This is a genomic window from Wandonia haliotis, from assembly GCF_039523435.1.
Lineage (GTDB): Bacteria > Bacteroidota > Bacteroidia > Flavobacteriales_D > Crocinitomicaceae > Wandonia > Wandonia haliotis.
Genome location: NZ_BAAAFH010000022.1, coordinates 848,329 through 871,422, shown reverse-complemented (window position 1 = coordinate 871,422; position 23,094 = coordinate 848,329). Strand labels below are relative to the sequence as shown.

The window sequence follows — 23,094 nt, the reverse complement described above, 5'->3', positions numbered from 1 at the left end:
GAGGATGGAAGAAAGTTTCTTATATACAAAGCTGTTTCGGTTAGGTGCTGTAGATGTGGCGCTGATTAACGTCATTGTAATTGTACTTATTTTTCTCGTAGCTTTTATTGTTCGCAAGTTTATTGAGCGCAACCTGAGATCGACGCTGAAGAGAGCTTCTCTGGAAATTGAAGGAAGAAACTTCACAGGACATAAAATTGTAAAACAACTCATTTACGTTATCACCATAATTATAGCGGTTAATTCGTTTAAAATTAATAACCCGCAGGTGACAGTTTCTGAATTTCTCACGCATCGCATTGTTGATGATATAGAAGGATTCAATTTTGCTATTTACCACATCTTTCTGATTTTCGGACTGTTCTTTGGAGCTAAAATTCTTCTGAATGTTGTTAAGCTGTTCCTGGAAAGAAAAGCAAAGGAAAATCCGGAAATAGATTCGGGAACACAGTATGTTTATTTTCAGGTTGCCAAATACATCATTTATACGTTTGTCATCCTTTTTAGTATTCAAAGCTTAGGCGTTAATCTGATAATTCTTGTCGGTTCTGCAACAGGACTTTTACTCGGGGTTGGTCTGGGACTTCAGGACCTGTTCAGAGATATGGTTTCGGGATTTATTCTTCTTCTCGAAGGCTCAATAAAAGTGGGGGATATTATCGAAATTAATGAAGGTTCAAGCGAGCCGTTAGTCGCAAAAGTGTTGAAGATAAATATGCGTACGACGAAGATCGAGACCCGTGAAGGAAACACCTATATCATTCCGAACGCGAAATTGACTCAGGAGTACGTCGAAAACTGGAATTTCGGCACGCCACTTACCCGATTCTCTATTCCGATAACGATTCAGTACGGCGCGGATACAGAACTTGTAAAGCGTCTGTTATGTCAGGCAGCTATGAGTCATCCGAAGGTGAAAAAAAACAGAAATGTATTTGTTCGACTGCTTGAATTCGGAGATAACGGACTAAAGATGGATTTGGTTTTTTGGGCAGATCAAAGCTGGCGAATAGAAATTTACAAGTCGGAAATTCGTTTCGAGATTGACCGGCTTTTTCGCGAACATGGAATACGTATTCCGCTTCCGCAACGTGTGTTACACAAGAGTTCTGATTTTGAAAATTCTTTAGATAATGAGAAGCAATAGAAATACAGGTCTTTTGTTCCTTAGTGGATTGGTCGCAACGTACTTTTTTCTCCTTAGTACTTTAGCCTGGAGTGGTAAGGAGATCGGACAAAATCAAAAAGAATTTGCTCTTGATATTTCTTCATCTATTGATAACGGTCATCAATCAATAGATGAAATACTACAGGGGGCAGTATTGTTAAATACGCCACTGAGAACTTCTCAGTTTGAAACTGAACCGGATTGCGATAATACTCCGGTTTGTTCCGGATTGATTAGTTCTGTTACGGTTTTTATAAGTAACCGGCAATACTGCCGTACCAATTTAAGTGATCAACCGGATCTTCAATTCACATCTACGGATATAGCCTTTCCGTTTCATTTCTTTTTTTAATCCCGGCAACTTATTGTGGAAGTTGTAAAGACTCTAATGAAAGAGTCTGATTTTTTGGATTAAATAAATAGTTAAATGGATATAGAAGTAGCAGTGGTATCAGCACTGATGATAGGAATCTGTGCGTTACCCTTTATCTTAATCGTTCGCGCTAAAAACAAAAGAAAGAAACGATTGGTAAATGAATTAAACATTGAGGCAAATAAAGTAAATTGTGTAATCACTGAGTATGAAATCTGGAGAGAGTCAGTGATAGGACTGGATACAAACCGAAATATTCTTTTTGCCAATGATGCCGGGAAAAACGTTCAGTATTTTGATCTGAAGGAGTACCGCTCAGTGAATCAGGTGAAAACCAGTTATCGTGTACATGAACATGGTGAGTCGCGCTCAGTGATTGAGCGAATTGAAATTGTTCTTGATACAGTTGCTGGCAGAGGAAAATCTTCCGGTAAGATTTTGATTTTCGATGCGGAAGAAACTCCGCTTATAGAACAGGAAATTGAAATCGCCGAGAAATGGGAAAAGAAACTTCGGGAAATTGTAAAGCGTAACTAAAGAAGAAAAAAAACAGGCTGGTAAATATGTATTTACGTAAATCAGCCTGTATTTTATCTTTTTTGACAGAAAATGCTTAATTTCAGGAGTCGAATATGACTAATGTCAGAATTTGATTGATGTGAAACCCTAATTTTGTTGAACACGCATAAATGAAATAAGATGAAAAAGATTCTCGTTCCAACTGATTTTTCTGAATTCGCACTAAATGCCTGCAAGCTGGCAGCATCCATAGCCAAAAAAACAGAAGCAGAAGTATACTTCCTGCACGTGGCGACAATGCCTACGTATGAAAGTGGTATTTTACCTTTTCAGACGCAGCAGGACATGGCAGAGGGAATACATATCCTTAAAATGATTAAAAAGCATTTTGCAGATTTATTTGCAATGGACTTTTTAAAGGGAGTCAAATGTATAGAAGCTGTAAGTTTTGATGGTGTGTATGAGTCAATCACAGATCAGGCAAAGAAACATGGAATAGATCTTATCGTTATGGGAACACACGGAACGTCAGGTTTTGTGAGTGATTACTTTATCGGAAGTAATACAGATAAAGTGGTGAGAATGTCAGAAGTTCCTGTTATAGCTATCAAAGATGAGGTGGAGAACAATACATTTGAGCACATTCTGTTCGCCGGAGATTTTTCAGAGAAGATTGACCAATCATTTGCTCCGATAAAAGAGTTTGCCGAATTATTTGATGCCAAACTTGAATTGCTTCATGTTGTAACGAAAGGAGAGTTCTTTTATACAGGTCCATTGACAAAACGAATGAATGAGTTTGCTGAGTCTCAGGGCTTGAAAAAATATGAGTGTCATGTCTTTAATGCTGAATCGGTTCAAACCGGAATCAATGAGTTTGCTTCCATGCATGATGTTGATCTGATTTGTACTGTCACATCGGGAAGAAGAGGTTTGGCGTTACTGTTTAATGGATCAGTAACTACGGATATTGTAAATAAAGTACACCGTCCGGTATTAACGGTCAAAGTAAAATAAGTGTACGTGTATTCTTTCCAATCGGGATACTTTCCCGGTTGTCTTGAGGAAATAAAAATACCGCTACAAACTGTAGCGGTATTTTTTGTGTAAATTATGACTAGATGCTTTTTTTGGCCAGATAAAAATCTACTTTTTCAAGAGAATCATCTGCTTTTCGAGCCTTCATTTCATCCAGTGTCTTAGGTGGTGGAACAATTACTTTATCGCCTTTTTTCCAATTCAGAGGAATGGCTACTTTATGCTTGTCAGAGAACTGTAATGCCTCAAGAACCCGGATGATTTCGTCCATATTTCGCCCGACATTTAGCGGATAGTACATGATCAGACGGATTTTTTTGTCCGGGTCAATAAAGAAAACTGCCCGCACAGCTGCTGTTTCACTTTCATTTGGTTGAAGCATCCCATACAGTTTAGATACCTTCATGTCCAAATCGGCAATAATCGGAAAGTCAAAGTAAACTCCCGTTTTCTCGTCAACGTTATTCACCCAGGCAAGATGCGAATGGATACTGTCAATACTCAGACCGATCAATTCAGTGTTAAGCGCATCAAATTCTTCTTTACGGAGAGCAAAACCACTCATTTCAGTTGTACACACCGGAGTAAAGTCTGCAGGGTGCGAAAACAAAACCGTCCATTTATCTTTTGCGAACTCTGAAAATCGAATTTTTCCTTTTGTAGTTACCGCTTCAAAATCGGGAGCTACATCACCGATTCGGGGCATGCTATACATTTCTTTGTTATCTGTATTTTCCATATTTGTTTGATTATTAGTGATTATCATTTTATACAAAGGTAACCCTGAGGGTTCTCCTGTACAGTGACATTTGTCACGATTTATGTTTAACTTTACGAGACACGAAAACAAACTGTATGTACAAAACAAAACGTACGCCGGCACAGGAAGCAACACAGGCAATTGAGAGAATATATATTACGATGCGCCACCTTTTCAACAGGGGGTTTTATAAACCGATGGGAGTTTCAGGAACAACCCTCAGAGAAGGGTTGTTGCAACTGAAACCGGAGATCTATGGTTCGATAGCAGAAGAAAAGGTGGAATTGAACGGTCTTGTTTATGTCTTAGATCGGTTACCGGAAGGAATTGAAGAATGCAGTGTTATTAATCTCACTTCAAGTGAAGGCTACGCAAACTCAAACTTTGTCCCTATTATCCCTTCTAAGAGGAGAAGAAATTGTTACCGGATCGATAGCGAACAAATGAATGTTGAAATAACACGGGGGCGATCGGATATTTATGATATTCTGACACATCTTACCTTTCTTTTTATTGAGTCGGCTAAAATTGCTAATGGAGCCTTGAAGGAGTCGGGAGGCGTATCAAGAGACTGGTTGAAACTGGAACAGGCGGCTTTGTCGGAAAACCTTTCACAAAAGGAACTGGAGATCACTTTTGTTTATGCAGCAGCAATTATTGGGAGAACATTTGACGAGGTAAGGGATATTCACCAAAAATTAGCGACAGACGAACAACCTAATCGCTTTTTAAAGACAATATACTGGTTGGGAAGAAAAGCGATCGCAGAGGTAGTTAAGGATGAAAAACGAACAATCACATTCAGCCCGGTACTCAGGGAAAGGATTGGACATCATATTCACGGAGAGATTTGGGCAAACAACCTTAAAAAGGCATTACACGAGAAGAAACTGGGAGGTAGACCGTTGCATATTATTTCAGCGAACTTACACAGTGTAATGAATAGTCTGTATGCAAAACAGGCGCTTGGAAAGAAAATAGAGGGGATGCCTGCTTATGATGTTTATTCGCTACTCAGTCAACCCGAAAACGAGAGTTTGCGAACAAAAATTGAAGCATACGCCCGAAAAAACGGGATGATTTTCTGTAAAGACCAGTCGGGGACGAACATTGATGTACAGCTTTTTGATTTGTCAGCTATTAATCTGGAAAATTCTTTTTTGAATGAGGAAGAAACGATTTGTTGTAAGCAGGACGGCATTTTGCTGGTAATGGATTACGCTTTTGGTGAACAGGCTTTTGAAACAATGGATGAATTGTTGAAACCTTATAAAGTGCCCGGACAAGATGATCTGAAAATGAATATAGCTTCAGTTTCTGTTATGGGGAAAGCAGGGATATTAACCGGAGACAAAGGAGATATTATGATTCCCGATGCACATATTTTCGAAGGAACAGCTGATAATTACCCCTTTACAAATGAATTGACAGTTGATGACTTTGCTGATTCGGGAATTCCGGTCGTTCAGGGAACTATGATAACGGTACTGGGAACTTCGCTTCAAAACAAAGAAATGCTGACTTATTTTAAAAAGTCTTCGTGGAGAGTCGTTGGATTGGAAATGGAAGGAGCCCACTATCAAAAAGCTATTCAGGCCGCCTCTCGGATACGTAAAAACATTGATGATAACGTGAAAGTCAGGTATGCGTATTACGCCTCGGATAACCCGTTGGAAACAGGTAGTACGCTGGCATCAGGAGGATTAGGATTGACAGGTGTGAAACCAACCTATCTGATCACCCGGAAAATATTGGCGCAGATACTTGTAGACTAGAAACTTCAGTGTCTGAGGTGTCAAAGAGGTTAAAAGTTTAGCTTCTCATTTGCTCTTTTTTGATTATGAGGACTTAATTGCTTATTTTTGTATGGCATTTTAAAAATGAAAATTTAGCTCAATGAGTAATACACAAGAAAAATTGGCCTATAAGGTTAAGGACATCAGTCTGGCAGACTGGGGAAGAAAAGAAATTAAATTGGCAGAGGCAGAGATGCCTGGTCTGATGGCGTTGCGTGAGGAATATGGTGCATCAAAGCCATTGAAAGGAGCAAGAATTGCAGGGTGTCTTCACATGACTATCCAGACAGCTGTTTTAATTGAAACATTGGTGGAGTTGGGTGCAGATGTTACCTGGTCATCTTGTAATATCTTCTCTACACAGGATCATGCAGCAGCAGCAATTGCAGCAGCGGGAATTCCTGTTTTTGCCTGGAAAGGAATGAATGAAGAGGAGTTCGACTGGTGTATAGAGCAAACACTTTTTGCATTCGAAGGAGGACAACCATTAAACATGATTCTTGATGATGGTGGTGACCTTACAAATATGGTATTTGACCGTTATCCTGAATTAACAAAAGATATCAAAGGACTTTCTGAAGAAACAACAACAGGAGTTCACCGTCTTTACGACCGTAAGAAAAACGGTACGTTGGTAATGCCGGCAATTAACGTTAATGACTCTGTAACGAAATCGAAATTCGATAACAAGTATGGGTGTAAAGAATCACTTGTAGATTCTATTCGTCGTGCTACAGATGTTATGATGGCAGGTAAAGTAGCTGTAGTATGCGGTTATGGTGATGTAGGTAAAGGGTCTGCTGCTTCTTTGCGTGGTGCAGGAGCACGTGTGATCGTTACTGAAATTGACCCTATCTGTGCTCTACAGGCTGCAATGGATGGATTTGAAGTGAAAAAACTGGATTCAGTGGTGGATAATGTGGATATCGTGGTTACCACTACAGGAAATAAAGACATCGTTGTGGATCGTCACTTTAAGAAAATGAAAGATAAAACAATCGTATGTAATATCGGACATTTTGATAACGAGATTGACGTAGCGTGGTTGAATAAAAATTCAGCAAGCAAAACAGAAATCAAACCACAGGTTGATTTATACGAACTGGACGGAAAAGAAATCATTCTTTTGGCTGAAGGGCGCCTAGTAAATCTTGGTTGTGCAACCGGACACCCATCTTTTGTAATGTCGAACTCATTTACAAACCAGACATTAGCTCAGCTTGAATTGTGGAATAACAGTGACAAGTATGAAAATGATGTGTATATGTTGCCAAAACATCTTGATGAGAAGGTAGCGAAGTTACACCTTGCGAAGATCGGGGTGGAACTTGAAACACTTACTGTAGATCAGGCGAACTATATTGGAGTAACCGTAGAAGGTCCCTACAAACCAGAACATTACAGATACTAAAAAGAGTATATCGTATAAAAGAAATGCCGGGAAAACCCCGGCATTTTTATTTTTGGAAGTTTAATTTTTGAAGTAAAGCTGCAGACATAGGCTCTATATTAGGGCCGTAGCCGGTAACTAAAATGCCTTTTACCCCCTTATTTGAAGCAATAGCGTACACGGTTGCTTCATCTGCGGGATCCGTCATCCCTTCATAGTGATAAACTTCTATAATCTCGAAATCATCTACATTGTATTTATCGTTACCACAAATGATGCAGTTCTCCTCCAGGTTAAAATCAACGACAAAGCCCTTCTGACGATATGCGTTAATTGCTTCCGTTATGGTTCCATATTGATGTGTTCGTTTCATAGCTTTTGACTTTACTTTGTAATATACCTCTTTCTATAAAAATAAGAATTAATTCACTCCATTCCAAGTGAACTGAATTAAGTAATGTTAAAACGGATAACTACAAAAAAAGGCTTCCGTTTCCGAAAGCCCTTTTCAAGATTTAAACAGAATTGATTATCTGATTACAATTTTTTGATTCGCAACTGCTTTTCCGGAGTTAACTACTACATAGTAAACACCTGATTGTAGTGTGGTAGATACTTTGTTTGCACCGGCACTCAAATTTCCTTTTTGAACTACCTGACCAAGGTGATTAACGATTTCGAAAGAAGCTTCTTTTTCTGTTTGTAATGTGAATGTGCCTGTAGAAGGATTTGGGTACATCTCAAACTCAAATGCAGTTAGTCCTTTGTCTGTTGACAAGCTGCTCCCACATCCGAATTCTGCATAATTTACTAATCCGAGGCTTGAGTTATCTGTTTCGTGTGTAATAACACCTTCTACATCAGCTTCAGTTAGCTCTTCAGCACCTTCAATCCAACAATTGTTCATGGCTTCAATAGGAAATGCCGTATTGTTATACAATGCGTACGTTTCTCCTCCGTTACCATTATTCGAGAAAATATTTCCTCCCGGATTCGGATAGTTCTCATCAGTACTTCCAAGGTTAACACGTGCTCCTCCGATTACAGTTACTCCCCAAAGGTTGTTGCGAATTTCATTCGCTGTAATGTATATATAAGAAGAATCTCCTCCTGTTTGAATAGAAATTCCACTTCCACCTACATTTGGTGAATTTTCCGAATCATTGTTCTCAATAATGTTTCCTGAGATACGACCAAAAGAATTAGCTCCTGCAACTGAAATTCCGTATCGATTGTCACGGATTATATTATCTTCAATAACGCAGTAATTATCCAGACCTAAGAGTGAAGAAACGGAAATTCCTCCAACTTTTGTGTTTGCACGGTTACCGATAACAGTATTACCAATTACTTTTGTAGAATCAGTACCACCAGGTCCCATATTGATCTGTGGACGGTTTGTGTTGGCAGTTCCGTTTCCTTCCAGGTAATTTCCTATAAGTGTCGCAGAAACCATTTGATTGGCACCAGATCCAAAAGCCGATTGATAGTTGTCAATGAAACGAGAGTCTTTTACAATAGGGTTCCCTCGTGAAAAAGTAATCGCACTCGTAGCAGAACCTGATCCCTGATAGGATACTTCACTGTCATACATTTCAAAAGTTTCAGTCAATACGCGAAGTCCTCCTCCGTATGTTATGGTTGCATTTTTAAAATAAACAACAGAACCTTCTTCAAAACGAAAACCTTTGAAGTTTTGTGTATTATCTACAGCTGTAAAAAGAATGTTATCGGGAGCGTCTACACGGAAACCTCCAAGTACATTGATCTCAACATCTGCTGCAATTTTTACAACAGCATCTTCTTCAATTAGTAACTGGTCAGTTAGTGAAACAGTAAGGTCGTTTGCGATCACGTATTCCCCATTCTCAAAAGTAACAGTTGCCGGAGCTTCAGTTACTAAGTCCTGTAATCCCCAGGTTACTCCTGTGTCGGGTGTTGTGTATTGTGAGAATGCTGCCCCACAAAAGGTTAATAAACCACCCAATAATGTAAATTTTCTCATACTACAAAAATTGAATTAATAATCATGTTTGTTATACAAGTTTAAGGTTATTAAGCGTGATTTTTCGTCTTATTAACAATTAAATAACACCAGTAAATACAGGGGGTTGAGGTGTTTTAAAGGCAAACTTTCTGATAATCAGATAGGGACGGGTCTGGACTGTCACAGTCTGTATATTTCCCCGGAAAATACCATCTGAAAAGAAAAATTTTGGTTACTGCACAACCCTATGACAAAAACATCCGTCTATAGAATACAAATGGTCAAAAAGTTGACGGTTTATTTGGTTTTTATTTTCCTTGCAGATAGCCTGAAAAGAGTTTCTACCTCATGGTATGGAGTCAACAACAAAAATTTATAGAACTCTTTTCAGGCTTCTCTTTTCTCTATTTTCAACTGAAATTCACAACATTTTTTATTATTCCTCAGAATTGAACTAATTTTGTCGTATGAATGAACGACCGATAACAGATTGGCTCCCGTTAACAATGAAGGAAGTGGAGAAGAGGGGATGGGACAGCGTTGATGTTGTTATCGTTTCAGGGGATGCGTATGTGGATCATCCGGCTTTTGGTACAGCTGTGATAGGTCGTATCATTGAGTCCGAAGGATTTCGGGTGGCTGTCGTTGCACAGCCTAACTGGAAAGATGATCTACGTGATTTCAAAAAATTCGGGAAACCAAATTATTTCTTTGGTGTAACGGCAGGGTGTATGGATTCAATGGTGAATCATTATACAGCAAACCGTAGATTGCGTTCAACGGATGCGTATACTCCGGGAGGACAGTCCGGTTTTCGTCCGGACTATGCTACTATAACTTATACGAAGATTCTGAAAGAACTATATCCGGATGTCCCGGTTCTGATAGGTGGTATTGAAGCCTCTTTACGACGTGTAACACATTACGATTATTGGAAAGATAAACTAATGCCCGGAATACTCAAAGATTCGGGAGCTGACATATTGGTATATGGTATGGGAGAGCAACCCCTGCGCGATATGTTGAAATTGGTGCGTAAAGGAGTGCCTTTCTCGTCGTTAAAAACGATTCCTCAAACAGCCTTTTTGCAATCGGTTGAGGAAGAGCTGCCTAAAAATAAAAACTGGGATACAATTGCGTTAGCTTCTCATGAGGAGTGTCTGGCAGATAAACTGAAATATGCAGCGAATTTTAAGATTGTTGAAGTTGAGTCTAATAAACTGAACGCACGACGAATCACACAAGATATAGGGAATGAACGTTTAGTAATAAATCCTCCGTATAAGACGATGACTGAGAAGGAAATGGATCAGTCGTTTGATTTGCCGTACACACGGTTCCCTCATCCTAAGTATAAGAAAAGAGGAGCGATCCCTGCTTATGAAATGATTAAGTTCTCTATTAATATGCATAGAGGATGTTTTGGTGGATGTAGTTTCTGTACCATATCGGCGCATCAGGGGAAGTTTATCTCTTCTCGAAGTCAAAAATCGATTTTAAAGGAAGTTGAACAGGTTGTAAATGATCCGACGTTCAAAGGATATATCTCCGATCTCGGAGGTCCTTCTGCCAACATGTATGGAATGAAAGGGAAAGATGAGTCTATTTGTGAGAGATGCTCCAGTCCTAGTTGTATCCACCCTGTAATTTGTAATAATTTGGATACATCACACTCGTCCATGACGGAATTATATCGCAAGGTGGATGCTCATCCTAAAGTGAAAAAGGCATTTATCGGTTCAGGAATTCGTTATGATTTGCTGGTAGATGACTTCAATAAAAATAACGAAGACGGAAACCACGATGAATATATTGAACAGGTTGTGACACGACATGTATCAGGGAGATTGAAAGTCGCTCCTGAACATACATCAGATGCAACCTTGCGGGTAATGCGAAAACCTTCGTTCAGGTATTTTCACAAGTTCAAAGAGAAGTATGATGAGATTTCGGCAAAGAACGGACTGAGTCAACAATTGATCCCTTATTTTATCTCATCTCACCCTGGTTGTGAGGAGCAGGATATGGCAAATCTTGCGGCAGAAACAAAAGATATGGGGTTCAGGTTAGAGCAGGTACAGGATTTCACCCCAACTCCTATGACCGTTGCTACGGTAATTTATTATTCAGGGGTGCACCCGTACACATTAAAACCAGTGTTTACTCCCAAAACGAAGGAAGAGAAACAGAATCAACATCGTTTTTTCTTTTGGTATAAAAAGGAAAACCACGGATGGATCAGAAACCGACTGACTCAAGCCAAGCGTCCTGAGTTACTGGATAAACTTCTTGGATCGGAAAGTAACCCGGATACAACTGTTGCGCGTTCCAAGCCAAAATGGTTAGAGGAACGAAGAAAGAATGAGCGCAGCAAAAAAAGAAAACGGTAATAACGAAACGAAGGTGTTATTCTACGATAAGAATGAAATTCGTTTTCTTTCCCTTTCCAATAAGAGCATAGCGTCCATTGATCAGATCTTTGTCTGAGAACGTGAAGTCTTCCTGTACTTTAGTTTTGTTTACTGAAATTGCGTTCGCTTTTAGTTCACGTCTTGCCTCTCCATTAGAAGAAAGGAAACTGGTCTTTCCTACCAATGCATCTATAATCGTAAGTCCATTCGTAAATTCTTCCCGGGAAACAACGGCTTGCTGAACTCCTTCAAAGATTTCCATGAACTGTTTTTCGGATAGCTTGCGTAAATCGTCTCCGGTAGATTTGCCAAAAAGAATAGAGGAAGCGGTAATGGCATTCTCAAGATCTTCCCGTGAATGAACCATTATCGTAAGTTCTTCGGCAAGTTTTCTTTGAAGACTCCGTAAATGTGGAGCTTCTTTGTGGGTGATGATTAATGCTTCTATCTCTTCTTTCGATAGAAAAGTAAAAATCTTGATATATTTTTCTGCATCCTCATCAGACGTATTTAACCAATACTGATAAAATTTGTAGGCAGAAGTTTTTTCCGCATCTAACCATACGTTACCACCTTCGGTTTTACCAAACTTTGTTCCGTCAGCTTTTGTAATAAGCGGACAGGTCAAAGCAAATGCTTTTCCTCCGCCGATTCTTCGGATTAGTTCGGTTCCTGTTGTAATATTACCCCATTGATCAGATCCACCCATCTGAAGGGTACATTCATGTTGTTTGTATAAATGAAGAAAATCATACCCCTGAACCAACTGGTAGGAAAATTCAGTGAATGACATTCCTTCATTATCGTCTCCGGCAATGCGTTTCTTAACCGAATCTTTTGCCATCATGTAGTTAACAGTAATGTGCTTTCCTACATCCCTGATGAAATCAAGAAAGGAAAATTCTTTCATCCAATCGTAGTTGTTCACAAGAACAGCTGCATTGGCATCTTCTGTTTCGAAATCCAGAAAACGTGAAAGCTGCTCTTTCAGACACTTTTGATTATGAGCGAGTGTTTCTTCGTCCAGCAGATTTCTTTCCTGCGATTTTCCAGAAGGGTCTCCGATCATTCCGGTTGCTCCACCAATAAGAGCGAAGGGTTTATGTCCGGCTTTCTGGAAATGACGAAGCATCATGACGCCCACAAGGTGACCAATATGAAGAGAGTCTGCTGTCGGATCTATCCCTACATAAGCCGCACGCATTTTCTCCATAAGGTGCTCTTCTGCTCCGGGCATAATATCATGGATCATTCCTCTCCAACGTAGTTCTTCAACAAAATTTGTGGGCATAATTCAAAAGTTTTTTGGCAAAAATAATAAACTTAATTGGTTAATGATTGAAATTCAAGTGTGGTTGATGGGATAGAACTTCGTAAAATGTTGAATGAAAAACAGGAAGAGAGAACCACGTCTTGTGGTACGAGAATGTTCTAAATGAGGTGGGTTTTCGATCTGTTTTTAGTATTTTCCTACATTTGATTTCTTTAATGGGACTATAGTTATGTAGCCGGGAATTGAAAAAAAAGTGTCAGAACTACAAGTAAAATATGGAGAGAGATGTAAGACAGAGTCTGCTAATTCTGCTATTCTTGAAGTTTATGAGTTCATTCTTCAACACGAAGAAAGTGATACTGATTGTTGGGCTTTGAATACTAGTTTCCGACAGGATAAAATGAAAAAGGATAAATGAGAAAAATACAAATCAAAAACTGGAAAAAATATACGTTTGAATTTCTGTCAATTTTTGTAGCAGTCATTTCTGCTTTTGCCCTAAATAACTGGAACGATAACAGAAATGACCGAAACGCAGAGAATAAAATTCTTACGGAGATCAAGAACGGGCTTGCTAAAGATATTGAAGACATGCGCTTAAATGAATTGGGGCATAAGATGGGAATAGACGCAGTGAATTATTTCAGAAATATACTGGCCGATAAACCCGCTTCAAAGGATTCAATGATGTTTCATTATTTTAATTTAACCAGAGATTTTGTTTCCGCGCAAAATATTTCAGGATATGAGACACTGAAGTCAAAAGGACTTGAGTTGATTCGAAATGATTCCCTGAGAACGAAAATTGTTTCGTTGTACGAATATGATTACAATACACTACGAAAATTGGAGGAGGAATATTATGAGTTGCAATTCCAGGAGAACTACTTTAAAGAAATTAACTCGTTGATTGCTCAGAATTTTGAATTCAATCAGGATAAAATGCTGATTGGCATTACTACCCCTTTAAAGTTAGAGTCAGACAAAGAGAATATAGTTTTGATTTATTTGATGAAAATTCAGATCAACAGAAACTTTATTCTGCAATATTATACGGAGGTGAAGCAAAAAATTGAACAACTCCAATTGGAGATTCAATTTGAATTGAAGTAGTATTAGTATGCTTTTGCATATTGGAAGAAGATAAAGGTATTGAATTTAGTTGTTTTGATTAATCGGCAGGAATGAAATTATTTGGATTTAATAAGAAATCAAAAGAGATAAAACCTAGGATAACTAAACCCGATAGGGAGTGGGTCGAGGATAATTTTAAATGGCTGATAACACATTATGGTTATCCTGTCAGGGGAAATGAGCAGATTGTTCTTTCAGAAAAATTTTTCCCAAAAACATTCTCAACCAGTGATCTGGATATTCGAAACCTGATTGAAGATTTGTGTAACCTATTGAGTTTGGATTCAGCCAAAATCAACGTTGAATTGCATAGTGATCTTCGGGATGTTTATGCTATGCCCCTTGAAGTGCATATGCCCTTTGAAGTGGAAACTGAAATGAAAGAAGAAGGGTATACCATAGGTGTTGCTCAAAGCCTACTCAAACGACCTGGTAGGCTTGTGTATAATCTTGTTTACGAATGTATTAGGATTCGTTTAGCAGAAAGTAAACTTCAATTTGATTCAGGAGGAGATACGGGGCTGTTTTTATTTCTGGCTGGAATCTATTTTGGTTTTGGAATCCTGCTTTCACAAAATATACGTGATATAGGAAGGGATAATGATGGTTTTTGGCAAACAAAGTGGGAGAATGTGTCAGAGATGCCTGTTGAGGTGATGGCATTTGGTTTGGCAATGTATGCGAAGTTGATAGATCAGAATAACCCGGAATGGAAAAAAGAATTTCCTTCTGAGATCAGGTCTGAATTTGAACACGCGATTGCCTTTTTGAATGATTCACCGCCTACTATTTATAATCGGAATGAGCTGGAGGCAAATGATTTATTTGACCAATCATTCAACGAATCCAAAAACGGGGATTTTGAATCGGCTATTGGCACATTGCAAAAGATAGTGTATTTAACAGGTGACAAGCAGATGAAAGCAGATGTGTATAACAACATAGGGTACTATCAGTTACGAATTGGAGAGTACGAAAAGAGTATTCCGAATTTTCAGAAGGCTCTTCAATTAGACCCGGATTTTGGGTTTGCACATGATAATTTAGGTTATGCTTTCTTATTGACCGGACAAGTTGAAGAAGGAAAGCGACAATTGGACAGAGCATTGGAGACCGGTAATAATGATGCGGCCTATTCTTATCGGAATCTGGCATTGTATTATAGCGCAAAAAATGAACCGGAAAAAGCAGAACATAATTTTCGATTAGCATTTGATTATAAAACAATTCCGGTCGATCTCCTTGAATTTCATTATGCCAATTTTCTTATTCATCAGGGAGAGACAAAAAAAGGAATGGAGTATCTGGAAGAAGCTGTTAAAAAAGGTGAGCAGGAAGCCATAAAACAGATGAGTGAGATAACGAAAAACGAATCTCAGCACGACAGAAGGTAATACGATGATTGAATCTGTAAAAATCTATCCTGAGAAAAAGGAACTGATTAAGAATTATCTGGCTAGAGTAGCAGAGGAAAGGGATGTAAAAGGTCAACTCGTTTATATGGGAGTTGTAACACGTCCAGGCTATTCTAAATCAGTATATCCGTCAGTGGTGAAATTTGATTATAGAATGCGATTCATTGAGACACCAAAAATTCTTATTCTGGAAATTGATCTGATTGCTGTAAAACAATTAATCGCCTGGATTCTTTGTGTGGTGTTTTTTACAATAGGGATTTACTGGATTACAGAAAGTCCGGTTGTGTTTTGGGCTGCGATAGTTATATGGATTTTAGGAGTGATAAAACTGCGTGTAGAAATGGTAAAGGGAATAGAAGACTTGAAAAAATCTATTAAAGATGCGATACGCTAACAACTATTTTTAATCCGGAGGAAAACATTGATTGATAGTGTGCTGAGAGAAGCAGTCTGTAATGAAAACAGTAGAGGAGAAATGGAAATTTACGATTTTCTTTTTTTAAGGTAGCTATTGGTTAATTAATGCTTAAATTTGCCTTTCAAAATTCATTGAGTGGCTCGGAAGAACAGTGATATCGATACGAAGCAGCCTTCGGTTTTCAAGGATTGGATGGTTTTTACAAAGATGAGACTGGCTAGCCTTGTTATTCTTTCTGCTATAGCGGGGTACTGGTTTGCAGGAGGAGGATGGGATCAGGATCTTTTTCTGTTAGTGATCGGGGGGATTTTAGTAACCGGAGCTTCGAACGGTATGAACCAGATTATTGAGCGGGATCTTGATAAGCTGATGTCAAGAACAAAGAACCGCCCGATACCAGCTGGTCGAATGACAGTTTCACAAGGGTATGTTATCGTTGTTGTTTGTATTATCACGGGTATTGCTCTTTTATCTCTGATTAACTTTAAAACGGCCCTTTGGGGATTCGTTTCTTTTGTGTTATATGCTTTTGTATATACCCCTTTAAAACCAAAAACTTCCTGGTCTGTGTTTATCGGGGCTTTTCCCGGGGCTTTTCCTCCATTTTTAGGGGCTATTGCCTATTTGGATGAATACACACTGATTCCGGGTATTTTGTTCATGGTTCAGTTTATGTGGCAGTTTCCACACTTCTGGGCAATTGCCTGGGTAAGCTACGATGATTATAAGCATGGAGGTTTTCACCTTCTTCCTTCTAAAAACGGAAAGACGAAGACATCTGCATTTCCGATTTTGGTCTACACGTTATTACTGGTTCCTTTTAGTTTATTGCCGTGGGTGCTTGATATGGTTGGTCCGCTTACTTTTTATTTAGGAAGTTTCCTTGGTTTGTTATTCTTCCTTTTTGCGTATAGACTATATCTTACATGTGATACGAAAGATGCACGTAACTTAATGTTTGCTTCTTTTGCCTATCTGCCACTTATCCAGTTTTTATACGTGCTCGATAAGGTATAAGATGTTGAAGAAAATTTGATGTAATTATGAAAAAGGATATGAATGCCGAATTAGAACCCGAGGTAAGGGAGAAAATGACCAAGAACCTCGTGTATGTTGGTATGATTGGTATTGTCATGGTCTTTGCCGGACTCACTTCAGCCTATATTGTCTCAATGGGGGATTCGTTTTGGATTAAGTTTCCGCTTCCTCCGGCATTCTGGGTAAGTACAGTAGTTATTTTAGCAGGAAGTCTTACTTTTTATCTGGCGATTCGCGCGATGAAACAGGGGAAGGAGAAGCTTTCGAAATCTCTGGTTCTGATAACGACGCTTTCTGGTGTGATTTTTAGTGTGTCTCAGATTGTAGGTTATCAGCAAATGTTCAGTAAAGGAGCGCATGTGGTCAGTAACATCATGGTGTCTAATGGGCGATATGGAGATTATTATGAGATAAAAATGGATGGGGCACTTCTTGTAGTTGATGGAAATGATTACAAAAAGAAGGGCGAAGTCTTGAATGGGATTGAAATGAGTGAGCTTAAAAAATTCGCCGCTAATTTTACTCAATCGGATTCTGCGGCGGTGCTTTCTATTCCTGAATATGGTAAAAAGTTTAACCTGTTATACCGGGCTGAGCCGTTGGCTATTGTGAACGGAAAACTGATTCGCTCCAACGGAGAGGAATTGTCGCGAATAGATTGGATCCGGTTGAATGAGATGATGACACATGTGGCGGATGGTAGAGGAGATTTTTTTCTAAAAGGTAAGATTGGTGAAGATTTTTCACTGTACTATCATGGAAGAGAAATCGAGTACCAGAATCGTGAGTTGTATGATCAGGGAAAGAGAATTTCGGCTCCGCTTGAGATTAAACTAATTGATTCACGTGACAATGCTACCTCTTACCTCTTCATTATAAGTGCCCTTCATTTGGCGCACGTCTTGATTATGCTTCTATACATGATTCTCTTTACCAGAAGGACTTTCAGGGGAGAGTTTAATGCAGAAAATACCTTGGGAATGAGGGCGACAGCAATTTTTTGGCATTTTTTAGGTGCTTTATGGTTATATTTGTTGCTGTTTTTACTTTTTATTCATTAAAATTGCAAAAAAAAAAGTTGTAATGGCAGGACATACTACGCACGAAATCGATACAACTGTTTCCTGGAAGGGTAAGGTTTCTCCTTTCAGAACCAGTTACGGAAAACTCATGATGTGGTTTTTCTTGATCTCCGATGCACTTACTTTTGGTGGGCTTTTGGTAGGATATGGTTTTATCCGTCATGCGTACACCGGGAAATGGCCAATTGGAGAAGAGGTTTTTAATTCGCTTCCTTTCCTGGGACATGGATATCCTCTGGTTTATGTGGCGTTAATGACATTCCTGCTTATTATTTCATCTGTAACCATGGTGTTGGCAGTTGAGGCTGGTCACCGAATGGACAGAAAAGGAGTTACAAAATGGATGTTAGCTACTATTATCGGTGGTTTCTTCTTTTTGGGTTCTCAGGCATGGGAGTGGTCTCACTTTATTCATGGTTCACAGTTAGGTCGTGTTCAGTTGAATGACGGTTCGTTAGCTTATGTACACGGTCATGCTGCTACTTTTGAAAGTTTTGAAGTGATTAAAGCAGGTTCACACCACCACGTTGGGGATGTTGTGAAAGATGATCTTGCTCACGAATACAGCCATGCGGTAGCGACTGGTAAAGTCATGTCAGATGGTTCTATTGTGTTACACGATGGGTCGGTTGCTAAAGTAAATGTGAAAGAGGCTGCTCACATCGATGAGCTTTTAATCAGAGAAGCGGGAGCAGAATATGCTTTAAATGATAAGATAACAGGAGAAGAGGCAGAACGTCTGTATATGGAAGCTGTTACATCCGGGGAAGCAAACCGTGTTGTTTATGGAGCGAATATGCAGCAGAATGAGTATGGACCTAAGCAGTATGCTCAGTTCTTCTTCTTTATTACAGGATTCCACGGATTCCACGTCTTCTCGGGTGTTATTATTAATATTTTGATTTTCTTCGGGGTATTAAGAGGAACCTACCACAGAAGAGGACACTACGAAATGGTTGAAAAAGCAGGTCTATACTGGCACTTTGTCGATTTAGTCTGGGTTTTCGTATTTACATTCTTTTACCTTATTTAATCAGAAAAACAGGAAATTATGGAAAGAGATGATGTTTATGAGTACTCGTTAGATACGCACCACGACGAAGCGCAGGGTAAGCTTATTCGTAAGAAGATTTATTTTGTAACTATTCTGTTAACTGCAGTTACAGCTGTAGAGGTAGTTTTGGGAGCCTTTATTAAACAAGACCCTGAATCTTGGGTATGGTTTACAGTAAAGTGGGCATTTATTTTGATGACCATCCTGAAAGCGTGGTTTATTGTTATGGTGTTTATGCACCTTAAAGATGAGAGAAAAGTATTGCGTAATATCATACTTGTGCCTTATCTTATCTTTATGTCCTACCTGATCTTTATTGCACTTACTGAAGGTAATGCAGTGCATGATACCTGGATGAATTAGTAATTAGCACAAAAAAATATAGCGTGGCTAAAAAAGAAAAAAAAGCCGGTCGTTCGTCTGTATGGATATTATTCATGCTACTGTTCGGGCCGGCTTTAATAATTATTGTCTTTTCCAGAGGATGTACAAACCATTTTAAAACGCTGGATAACTACGGGAATATTGGAGACTTTGAGTTGAAGTTAAGTGATGGAACGGTTCTTACTCAAAACGATTTAGAAGGGCATATTACCATTTTTACTACGGTTCAGAATACCTGCCCTGATTCGTGCGGGATTGATTTCTGGTTTGTAAAAGAGCATTTGTTTAAACGTATTTATACGAATGCAAAGAAACTGAAGCATGTACGCATTGTCTCTATTGTTACTGATACGGACGGTAATCCGGCTCCGGTTGATGACATGTTAATGTTTAATCTGAAAGAGGTTGTAAAGGATTATGATCCCAGATTTTGGAAAATAGCTGAAGGTGATCCCAAACAAATCTATGACATCGAACACAACGGTATCAATCTATACGAAGAAAGAGGAGAAAAATACCTCGGTGACAGACTTTTTCTGGAGACATTACTTTTAATTGATGATGAAGGGAATTTGAGATTCGTACGTTTTGGAAAGAGTGAGAGTATGGTGCGTGATTTCCATGATGGTTTCACTTTGTTGGAAAAGGAATTTGAGGAAAAGCGTAGAAATAAGGAAAAGTAGTTATGAGAAGTAATCCGGCTTTTTTGATAGTTGTAGTATTGTCTTTGATTCTTGGATCATGTACTGAAGATAAAAAGCAAAGAGCGTTGCCGATATACGGCGAAAGAGAGCTTGATCAAAAGAGTGTTGATGGAGAGATGGTAATGGATACGGTATACCATGTGGTTCCTGATTTTCGGTATATGAATCAGGATTCCGTTTGGATAGATCAGGATAAAGTGAAAGGAAAGGTTTACGTAGCCGACTTTTTCTTTACTACATGCCCTACTATTTGTCCTAAGATGACGTCGCAATTGAAACGACTCCAGGTGCTTACAAAGGACATTCCCGAAATTCATTTTCTATCATTTTCGATTGACCCGGAGAAGGATCAGCCTGAAGTTTTACGGCGATATATTGAAGAATATGGTGTTTCGCAAGATAATTGGGACTTCCTGACTGGTGATGAAGAAGCAACACATGAGCTTGGGGTAAAAGGATTTTTGGTGCATGCTGATTCAGATGAAGATGCCCCGGGTGGTTTTGCCCATTCGCCATCATTGGTTTTGGTAGACAGAGAAGGTTTGATCAGAGGTATTTATGACGGTACCAGTACGGAAGATGTTGATCGTTTGAATAAAGATATTCGTAGATTATTAAGAGAAGAGTATGGAGCAGATTTCTGAGAAGAAACTTAAGAACTTAAAAGTTCTTATCTGGATATTGTCAATTGTTATTCCGGTTGTTGTAGCAGTCTTATTCGGTGTAAAAATCGAAGGATATGATACAAGTTTTCTTCCTCCTATTTATGCGACGATAAACGGAATAACAGCTGTGTTATTGGTCGCTGCTTTAATTGCCGTTAAAAACAGGAAATTGAAACTACACGAACGTCTGATGAAAATTTCCATTTTGTGCTCTCTTTTATTCCTTGTCGGATATGTAATTTATCACATGACAAGCGATCCAACGCCTTATGGGGATAAAGAAAGCACAATGTATCTGGTATATGTTCTATTGTTAGTTTCGCATATTATTCTTAGTGTTACCGTAATCCCTCTTGTTTTGGTGACTTATTTGTATGCGTACCTGGGACAGTTTGATAAGCATAAAAAGCTAGCACGTTTTACCTTTCCGATATGGCTGTATGTTGCTGTTACCGGTGTTATTGTTTTTCTGATGATTAGTCCGTATTACGGAGCATAATTGTTGATAGTTTTCACGTTGTTGTTAACAGAATTAACCACCTGTTGAGAATTTCTTAACATTCCTGCCGTACATTTGCAGTGAATGCATAGCAAAAAAGTATTGAAAGATTTGAAGAGAATTATTCTGACGTTAGTCGTTTTGATGGGAGTAGTGGGAGCAAGTTATTCTCAATCAAGCTGTTTTCAAATAGAAAGTGTTCTTGTGGATGCTTGTGGTTCGAACGAAGGAACCAATGAAATGGTTCGCATCCGGATAGGAGCAAACGATTTAAGTACCTCTGATATTAATATTACCTGGCCTAATAATCCCTACAGAGGTATTTGTCAGAATACAGCAACTGCTAACAAGGTTGCTCAGATGAATGCTACCATTTTATCCTGTGGTTACTTTGTGGAGCCCGTTGGAGGAGTGTTACCTGCTAACTCTGAAGTGTTGATTATTACCAGTACGGATTTTGACCCTTCTACGCACGACTATTCGGGGATGCAGGATACGATCATTGTTATTTTCCAATGCAGCGGAAATACAGCCGGGCATTTTGCAAATTATAATTCAAGCTGTTCAACACGTACACTTTCGATTACTTTTGGAGCTACGTGTATGGAAAGTGTAACCTACGACAGGTGTCTTTTAGTAAACCAGAATGGAGAAGTTGGAGGAAGTTCTGCTTTGCGGGATGGTGCGCGTGTTGACTTTGATGCGGCGGGAACAGCAACCTATGCAAATGACGGGTGTACAATCCCGTATGTGCCTGTATCTGTTGCTGCCAACTTTGTAAATGGAGATGGGACAATTTGTCCGGGAGGATCCGTTGATATATCAGCTCTTGTGAATGGAAATGCCTCTCAGATGAGTTGGAGTAGCTCTCAGGGAAGTTTTGCAAATCCGACAAACCTTCAGACAAGCTATACGCCAAATGGAGGTGTTACAACGAGTCATTACATCTACTTCTCGGCTGAGAATAATTGTAATGAGCCGGAAATAGATTCTTTATTGATCACGTTTGATGATCTGCCTGATGTTACGATAAATGCGAATGCTACGGATGCATGTGAACCGGGAGAAATCCAACTGACTGTTTCGGGTGCAGATATGTACCTTTGGAGTACAGGAGAAACAACGACAACAATTACACCTACAACTTCAGGAACCTATACCGTTACCGGGTCTAATAGTTGTGGTGCAGATCAGGCTTCCATTACAGTTAATTTTGGGACGGTTCCGAGTTGTAGTATAACAAATGGTCCGTCAAATGTTATATGCTCAGGAGAGTCAGTGAATTTGATTGGTAATTCGGCTTCTTCAAATGTCAGTTGGTCAACTGGTGAAACGACTTCTTCAATTGCTGTAACAGAAGCGGGTTGGTACTATTTTACAGTTACGGAAGACTGCGGAGTGTGCAGAGACAGTATTGAAATAAGCGTTGTTGAAACAACAGCATTTTTTACTGCTACTCCCAATGAGGGGATAATTCCCTTTGACGCGATACTGGAAAATCAGTCTACGGACTATGATATGTTGAGCTGGTCTGTTGATGGCACGGTTGCCCATCAGAATGAAGAAGTTATTACTTTACCTGTTGACATGCCGGGAGTATACGAAGTAGTTCTTACGGCGACTAACACCGTTTATGGGTGTACTGATTCCTACACGGTGACAATTATGGGCTATGAAAACAACGAAACACATATTCCAAACGTATTCACCCCAAATGGGGATGGGTTAAATGATTATTTTGGTATTACTACTTCAGCAGCGGTAACAGTAGATATTCGTCTGTTTAATCGATGGGGGAATTCAATTGTAGTACGAGAGTACGAGTCCGTACCAGATGTTTTTGAACCCATTTGGGATGGTACAATGAGTAATGGTTCTACAGCGGGAGAAGGTGTTTATTTCTATAGAGTAACGATAACTCCCATGAATGGAGATGTAGAGGAATTTCACGGAAACTTCCAGCTCACAGGTCTGGTTAAGTAA

Annotated in this window: 23 protein-coding genes; 19 read left to right on the top strand and 4 right to left on the bottom strand. The window is 39.2% G+C overall.

Annotation, left to right across the window (positions count from 1 at the left end):
* Positions 1 to 4 precede the first annotated feature (4 nt).
* The 4 genes from ABDZ97_RS16475 (at position 5) to ABDZ97_RS16460 (ending at position 3,077) form a co-directional block, all read left to right on the top strand.
* On the top strand, positions 5 to 1,147 hold the full coding sequence (locus ABDZ97_RS16475) for a mechanosensitive ion channel family protein (protein ID WP_343790411.1): 1,143 nt from the start codon (positions 5 to 7) through the stop codon (positions 1,145 to 1,147).
* A complete protein-coding gene (locus tag ABDZ97_RS16470; RefSeq protein ID WP_343790408.1) occupies positions 1,134 to 1,520 on the top strand; it encodes a hypothetical protein in 387 nt (128 codons plus the stop codon). Before ABDZ97_RS16475 ends, ABDZ97_RS16470 begins: the two co-directional genes overlap by 14 nt.
* A 75-nt stretch (positions 1,521 to 1,595) precedes the next feature.
* Positions 1,596 to 2,078, top strand: a complete 483-nt coding sequence (locus tag ABDZ97_RS16465; RefSeq protein ID WP_343790406.1) for a hypothetical protein — start codon at positions 1,596 to 1,598, stop codon at positions 2,076 to 2,078.
* A 162-nt stretch (positions 2,079 to 2,240) separates the two neighbouring features.
* On the top strand, positions 2,241 to 3,077 hold the full coding sequence (locus ABDZ97_RS16460) for a universal stress protein (protein ID WP_343790403.1): 837 nt from the start codon (positions 2,241 to 2,243) through the stop codon (positions 3,075 to 3,077).
* A 100-nt stretch (positions 3,078 to 3,177) separates the two neighbouring features.
* On the opposite strand, the gene ABDZ97_RS16455 is transcribed toward ABDZ97_RS16460, so the two are convergent.
* The gene (locus tag ABDZ97_RS16455) at positions 3,178 to 3,837 is read right to left on the bottom strand and encodes a peroxiredoxin (RefSeq protein WP_343790400.1); all 660 of its coding nucleotides are present in this window, start codon (positions 3,835 to 3,837) and stop codon (positions 3,178 to 3,180) included.
* Positions 3,838 to 3,953: 116 nt separating this feature from the next.
* On the opposite strand from ABDZ97_RS16455, the gene ABDZ97_RS16450 reads away from it, so the two are divergent.
* Both ABDZ97_RS16450 and ahcY read left to right on the top strand, forming a co-directional pair.
* Positions 3,954 to 5,633, top strand: coding sequence for a DUF6909 family protein (locus tag ABDZ97_RS16450; protein WP_343790397.1), 1,680 nt, complete (start codon positions 3,954 to 3,956; stop codon positions 5,631 to 5,633).
* A 121-nt stretch (positions 5,634 to 5,754) separates the two neighbouring features.
* Positions 5,755 to 7,065: an adenosylhomocysteinase gene (gene ahcY, locus ABDZ97_RS16445; protein WP_343790394.1), complete on the top strand. Its 1,311-nt coding sequence runs from the start codon at positions 5,755 to 5,757 to the stop codon at positions 7,063 to 7,065.
* 46 nt (positions 7,066 to 7,111) lie between these two features.
* Here ahcY and ABDZ97_RS16440 read toward each other — a convergent pair whose 3' ends face one another.
* Together ABDZ97_RS16440 and ABDZ97_RS16435 are read right to left on the bottom strand one after the other, a co-directional pair.
* Positions 7,112 to 7,417 (bottom strand): hypothetical protein, encoded by a 306-nt coding sequence (locus tag ABDZ97_RS16440; protein ID WP_343790391.1) that lies wholly within the window; start codon positions 7,415 to 7,417, stop codon positions 7,112 to 7,114.
* 156 nt (positions 7,418 to 7,573) lie between these two features.
* Entirely contained in the window at positions 7,574 to 9,049 is a 1,476-nt protein-coding gene (locus ABDZ97_RS16435) for a T9SS type A sorting domain-containing protein (RefSeq protein ID WP_343790388.1), read from the bottom strand.
* Positions 9,050 to 9,498: 449 nt separating this feature from the next.
* Here ABDZ97_RS16435 and ABDZ97_RS16430 point away from each other — a divergent pair, with 449 nt between their 5' ends.
* Positions 9,499 to 11,421: a YgiQ family radical SAM protein gene (locus tag ABDZ97_RS16430; protein ID WP_343790385.1), complete on the top strand. Its 1,923-nt coding sequence runs from the start codon at positions 9,499 to 9,501 to the stop codon at positions 11,419 to 11,421.
* Positions 11,422 to 11,437: 16 nt separating this feature from the next.
* On the opposite strand, the gene tyrS is transcribed toward ABDZ97_RS16430, so the two are convergent.
* Positions 11,438 to 12,733 carry a tyrosine--tRNA ligase gene (gene tyrS, locus ABDZ97_RS16425; RefSeq protein WP_343790381.1) on the bottom strand — a complete coding sequence of 432 codons (1,296 nt, stop codon included), beginning with the start codon at positions 12,731 to 12,733 and terminating at the stop codon, positions 11,438 to 11,440.
* Between the two features lie 235 nt (positions 12,734 to 12,968).
* Here tyrS and ABDZ97_RS16420 point away from each other — a divergent pair, with 235 nt between their 5' ends.
* From ABDZ97_RS16420 to ABDZ97_RS16365, 12 genes are all read left to right on the top strand, one after another.
* Complete coding sequence (locus ABDZ97_RS16420) at positions 12,969 to 13,133, top strand: hypothetical protein (protein WP_343790378.1); 165 nt, start codon at positions 12,969 to 12,971, stop codon at positions 13,131 to 13,133.
* Positions 13,130 to 13,828, top strand: coding sequence for a hypothetical protein (locus ABDZ97_RS16415; protein ID WP_343790375.1), 699 nt, complete (start codon positions 13,130 to 13,132; stop codon positions 13,826 to 13,828). Before ABDZ97_RS16420 ends, ABDZ97_RS16415 begins: the two co-directional genes overlap by 4 nt.
* A gap of 71 nt (positions 13,829 to 13,899) precedes the next feature.
* The gene (locus ABDZ97_RS16410) at positions 13,900 to 15,243 is read left to right on the top strand and encodes a tetratricopeptide repeat protein (protein WP_343790372.1); all 1,344 of its coding nucleotides are present in this window, start codon (positions 13,900 to 13,902) and stop codon (positions 15,241 to 15,243) included.
* 4 nt (positions 15,244 to 15,247) lie between these two features.
* Positions 15,248 to 15,661 carry a hypothetical protein gene (locus ABDZ97_RS16405; RefSeq protein ID WP_343790369.1) on the top strand — a complete coding sequence of 138 codons (414 nt, stop codon included), beginning with the start codon at positions 15,248 to 15,250 and terminating at the stop codon, positions 15,659 to 15,661.
* Positions 15,662 to 15,820: 159 nt separating this feature from the next.
* The gene (gene cyoE, locus ABDZ97_RS16400; protein ID WP_343790366.1) at positions 15,821 to 16,702 is read left to right on the top strand and encodes a heme o synthase; all 882 of its coding nucleotides are present in this window, start codon (positions 15,821 to 15,823) and stop codon (positions 16,700 to 16,702) included.
* Positions 16,703 to 16,728: 26 nt separating this feature from the next.
* Positions 16,729 to 17,784, top strand: a complete 1,056-nt coding sequence (locus ABDZ97_RS16395) for a hypothetical protein (protein WP_343790363.1) — start codon at positions 16,729 to 16,731, stop codon at positions 17,782 to 17,784.
* 22 nt (positions 17,785 to 17,806) lie between these two features.
* Positions 17,807 to 18,838, top strand: a complete 1,032-nt coding sequence (locus tag ABDZ97_RS16390) for a cytochrome c oxidase subunit 3 (RefSeq protein WP_343790360.1) — start codon at positions 17,807 to 17,809, stop codon at positions 18,836 to 18,838.
* A gap of 18 nt (positions 18,839 to 18,856) precedes the next feature.
* Positions 18,857 to 19,222: a cytochrome C oxidase subunit IV family protein gene (locus ABDZ97_RS16385; protein ID WP_343790357.1), complete on the top strand. Its 366-nt coding sequence runs from the start codon at positions 18,857 to 18,859 to the stop codon at positions 19,220 to 19,222.
* Positions 19,223 to 19,245: 23 nt separating this feature from the next.
* On the top strand, positions 19,246 to 19,926 hold the full coding sequence (locus ABDZ97_RS16380; protein ID WP_343790354.1) for a hypothetical protein: 681 nt from the start codon (positions 19,246 to 19,248) through the stop codon (positions 19,924 to 19,926).
* 2 nt (positions 19,927 to 19,928) lie between these two features.
* Positions 19,929 to 20,591 carry an SCO family protein gene (locus ABDZ97_RS16375; RefSeq protein WP_343790351.1) on the top strand — a complete coding sequence of 221 codons (663 nt, stop codon included), beginning with the start codon at positions 19,929 to 19,931 and terminating at the stop codon, positions 20,589 to 20,591.
* On the top strand, positions 20,575 to 21,111 hold the full coding sequence (locus ABDZ97_RS16370) for a DUF420 domain-containing protein (RefSeq protein WP_343790348.1): 537 nt from the start codon (positions 20,575 to 20,577) through the stop codon (positions 21,109 to 21,111). The genes ABDZ97_RS16375 and ABDZ97_RS16370 overlap by 17 nt, the downstream gene beginning before the upstream one ends.
* 84 nt (positions 21,112 to 21,195) lie before the next feature.
* Positions 21,196 to 23,094 (top strand): T9SS type B sorting domain-containing protein, encoded by a 1,899-nt coding sequence (locus ABDZ97_RS16365; protein ID WP_343790345.1) that lies wholly within the window; start codon positions 21,196 to 21,198, stop codon positions 23,092 to 23,094.

What these genes read in the sequence shown, in the direction of transcription:
- ABDZ97_RS16475 (WP_343790411.1), top strand. Translation starts at nt 5, where the DNA reads ATGGAAGAAAGTTTCTTATATACAAAGCTGTTTCGGTTAGGTGCTGTA.
- ABDZ97_RS16470 (WP_343790408.1), top strand. Translation starts at nt 1,134, where the DNA reads ATGAGAAGCAATAGAAATACAGGTCTTTTGTTCCTTAGTGGATTGGTC.
- ABDZ97_RS16465 (WP_343790406.1), top strand. Translation starts at nt 1,596, where the DNA reads ATGGATATAGAAGTAGCAGTGGTATCAGCACTGATGATAGGAATCTGT.
- ABDZ97_RS16460 (WP_343790403.1), top strand. Translation starts at nt 2,241, where the DNA reads ATGAAAAAGATTCTCGTTCCAACTGATTTTTCTGAATTCGCACTAAAT.
- ABDZ97_RS16455 (WP_343790400.1), bottom strand. Translation starts at nt 3,837, where the DNA reads ATGGAAAATACAGATAACAAAGAAATGTATAGCATGCCCCGAATCGGT.
- ABDZ97_RS16450 (WP_343790397.1), top strand. Translation starts at nt 3,954, where the DNA reads ATGTACAAAACAAAACGTACGCCGGCACAGGAAGCAACACAGGCAATT.
- ahcY (WP_343790394.1), top strand. Translation starts at nt 5,755, where the DNA reads ATGAGTAATACACAAGAAAAATTGGCCTATAAGGTTAAGGACATCAGT.
- ABDZ97_RS16440 (WP_343790391.1), bottom strand. Translation starts at nt 7,417, where the DNA reads ATGAAACGAACACATCAATATGGAACCATAACGGAAGCAATTAACGCA.
- ABDZ97_RS16435 (WP_343790388.1), bottom strand. Translation starts at nt 9,049, where the DNA reads ATGAGAAAATTTACATTATTGGGTGGTTTATTAACCTTTTGTGGGGCA.
- ABDZ97_RS16430 (WP_343790385.1), top strand. Translation starts at nt 9,499, where the DNA reads ATGAATGAACGACCGATAACAGATTGGCTCCCGTTAACAATGAAGGAA.
- tyrS (WP_343790381.1), bottom strand. Translation starts at nt 12,733, where the DNA reads ATGCCCACAAATTTTGTTGAAGAACTACGTTGGAGAGGAATGATCCAT.
- ABDZ97_RS16415 (WP_343790375.1), top strand. Translation starts at nt 13,130, where the DNA reads ATGAGAAAAATACAAATCAAAAACTGGAAAAAATATACGTTTGAATTT.
- ABDZ97_RS16410 (WP_343790372.1), top strand. Translation starts at nt 13,900, where the DNA reads ATGAAATTATTTGGATTTAATAAGAAATCAAAAGAGATAAAACCTAGG.
- ABDZ97_RS16405 (WP_343790369.1), top strand. Translation starts at nt 15,248, where the DNA reads ATGATTGAATCTGTAAAAATCTATCCTGAGAAAAAGGAACTGATTAAG.
- ABDZ97_RS16395 (WP_343790363.1), top strand. Translation starts at nt 16,729, where the DNA reads ATGAAAAAGGATATGAATGCCGAATTAGAACCCGAGGTAAGGGAGAAA.
- ABDZ97_RS16390 (WP_343790360.1), top strand. Translation starts at nt 17,807, where the DNA reads ATGGCAGGACATACTACGCACGAAATCGATACAACTGTTTCCTGGAAG.
- ABDZ97_RS16385 (WP_343790357.1), top strand. Translation starts at nt 18,857, where the DNA reads ATGGAAAGAGATGATGTTTATGAGTACTCGTTAGATACGCACCACGAC.
- ABDZ97_RS16375 (WP_343790351.1), top strand. Translation starts at nt 19,929, where the DNA reads ATGAGAAGTAATCCGGCTTTTTTGATAGTTGTAGTATTGTCTTTGATT.
- ABDZ97_RS16370 (WP_343790348.1), top strand. Translation starts at nt 20,575, where the DNA reads ATGGAGCAGATTTCTGAGAAGAAACTTAAGAACTTAAAAGTTCTTATC.
- ABDZ97_RS16365 (WP_343790345.1), top strand. Translation starts at nt 21,196, where the DNA reads ATGCATAGCAAAAAAGTATTGAAAGATTTGAAGAGAATTATTCTGACG.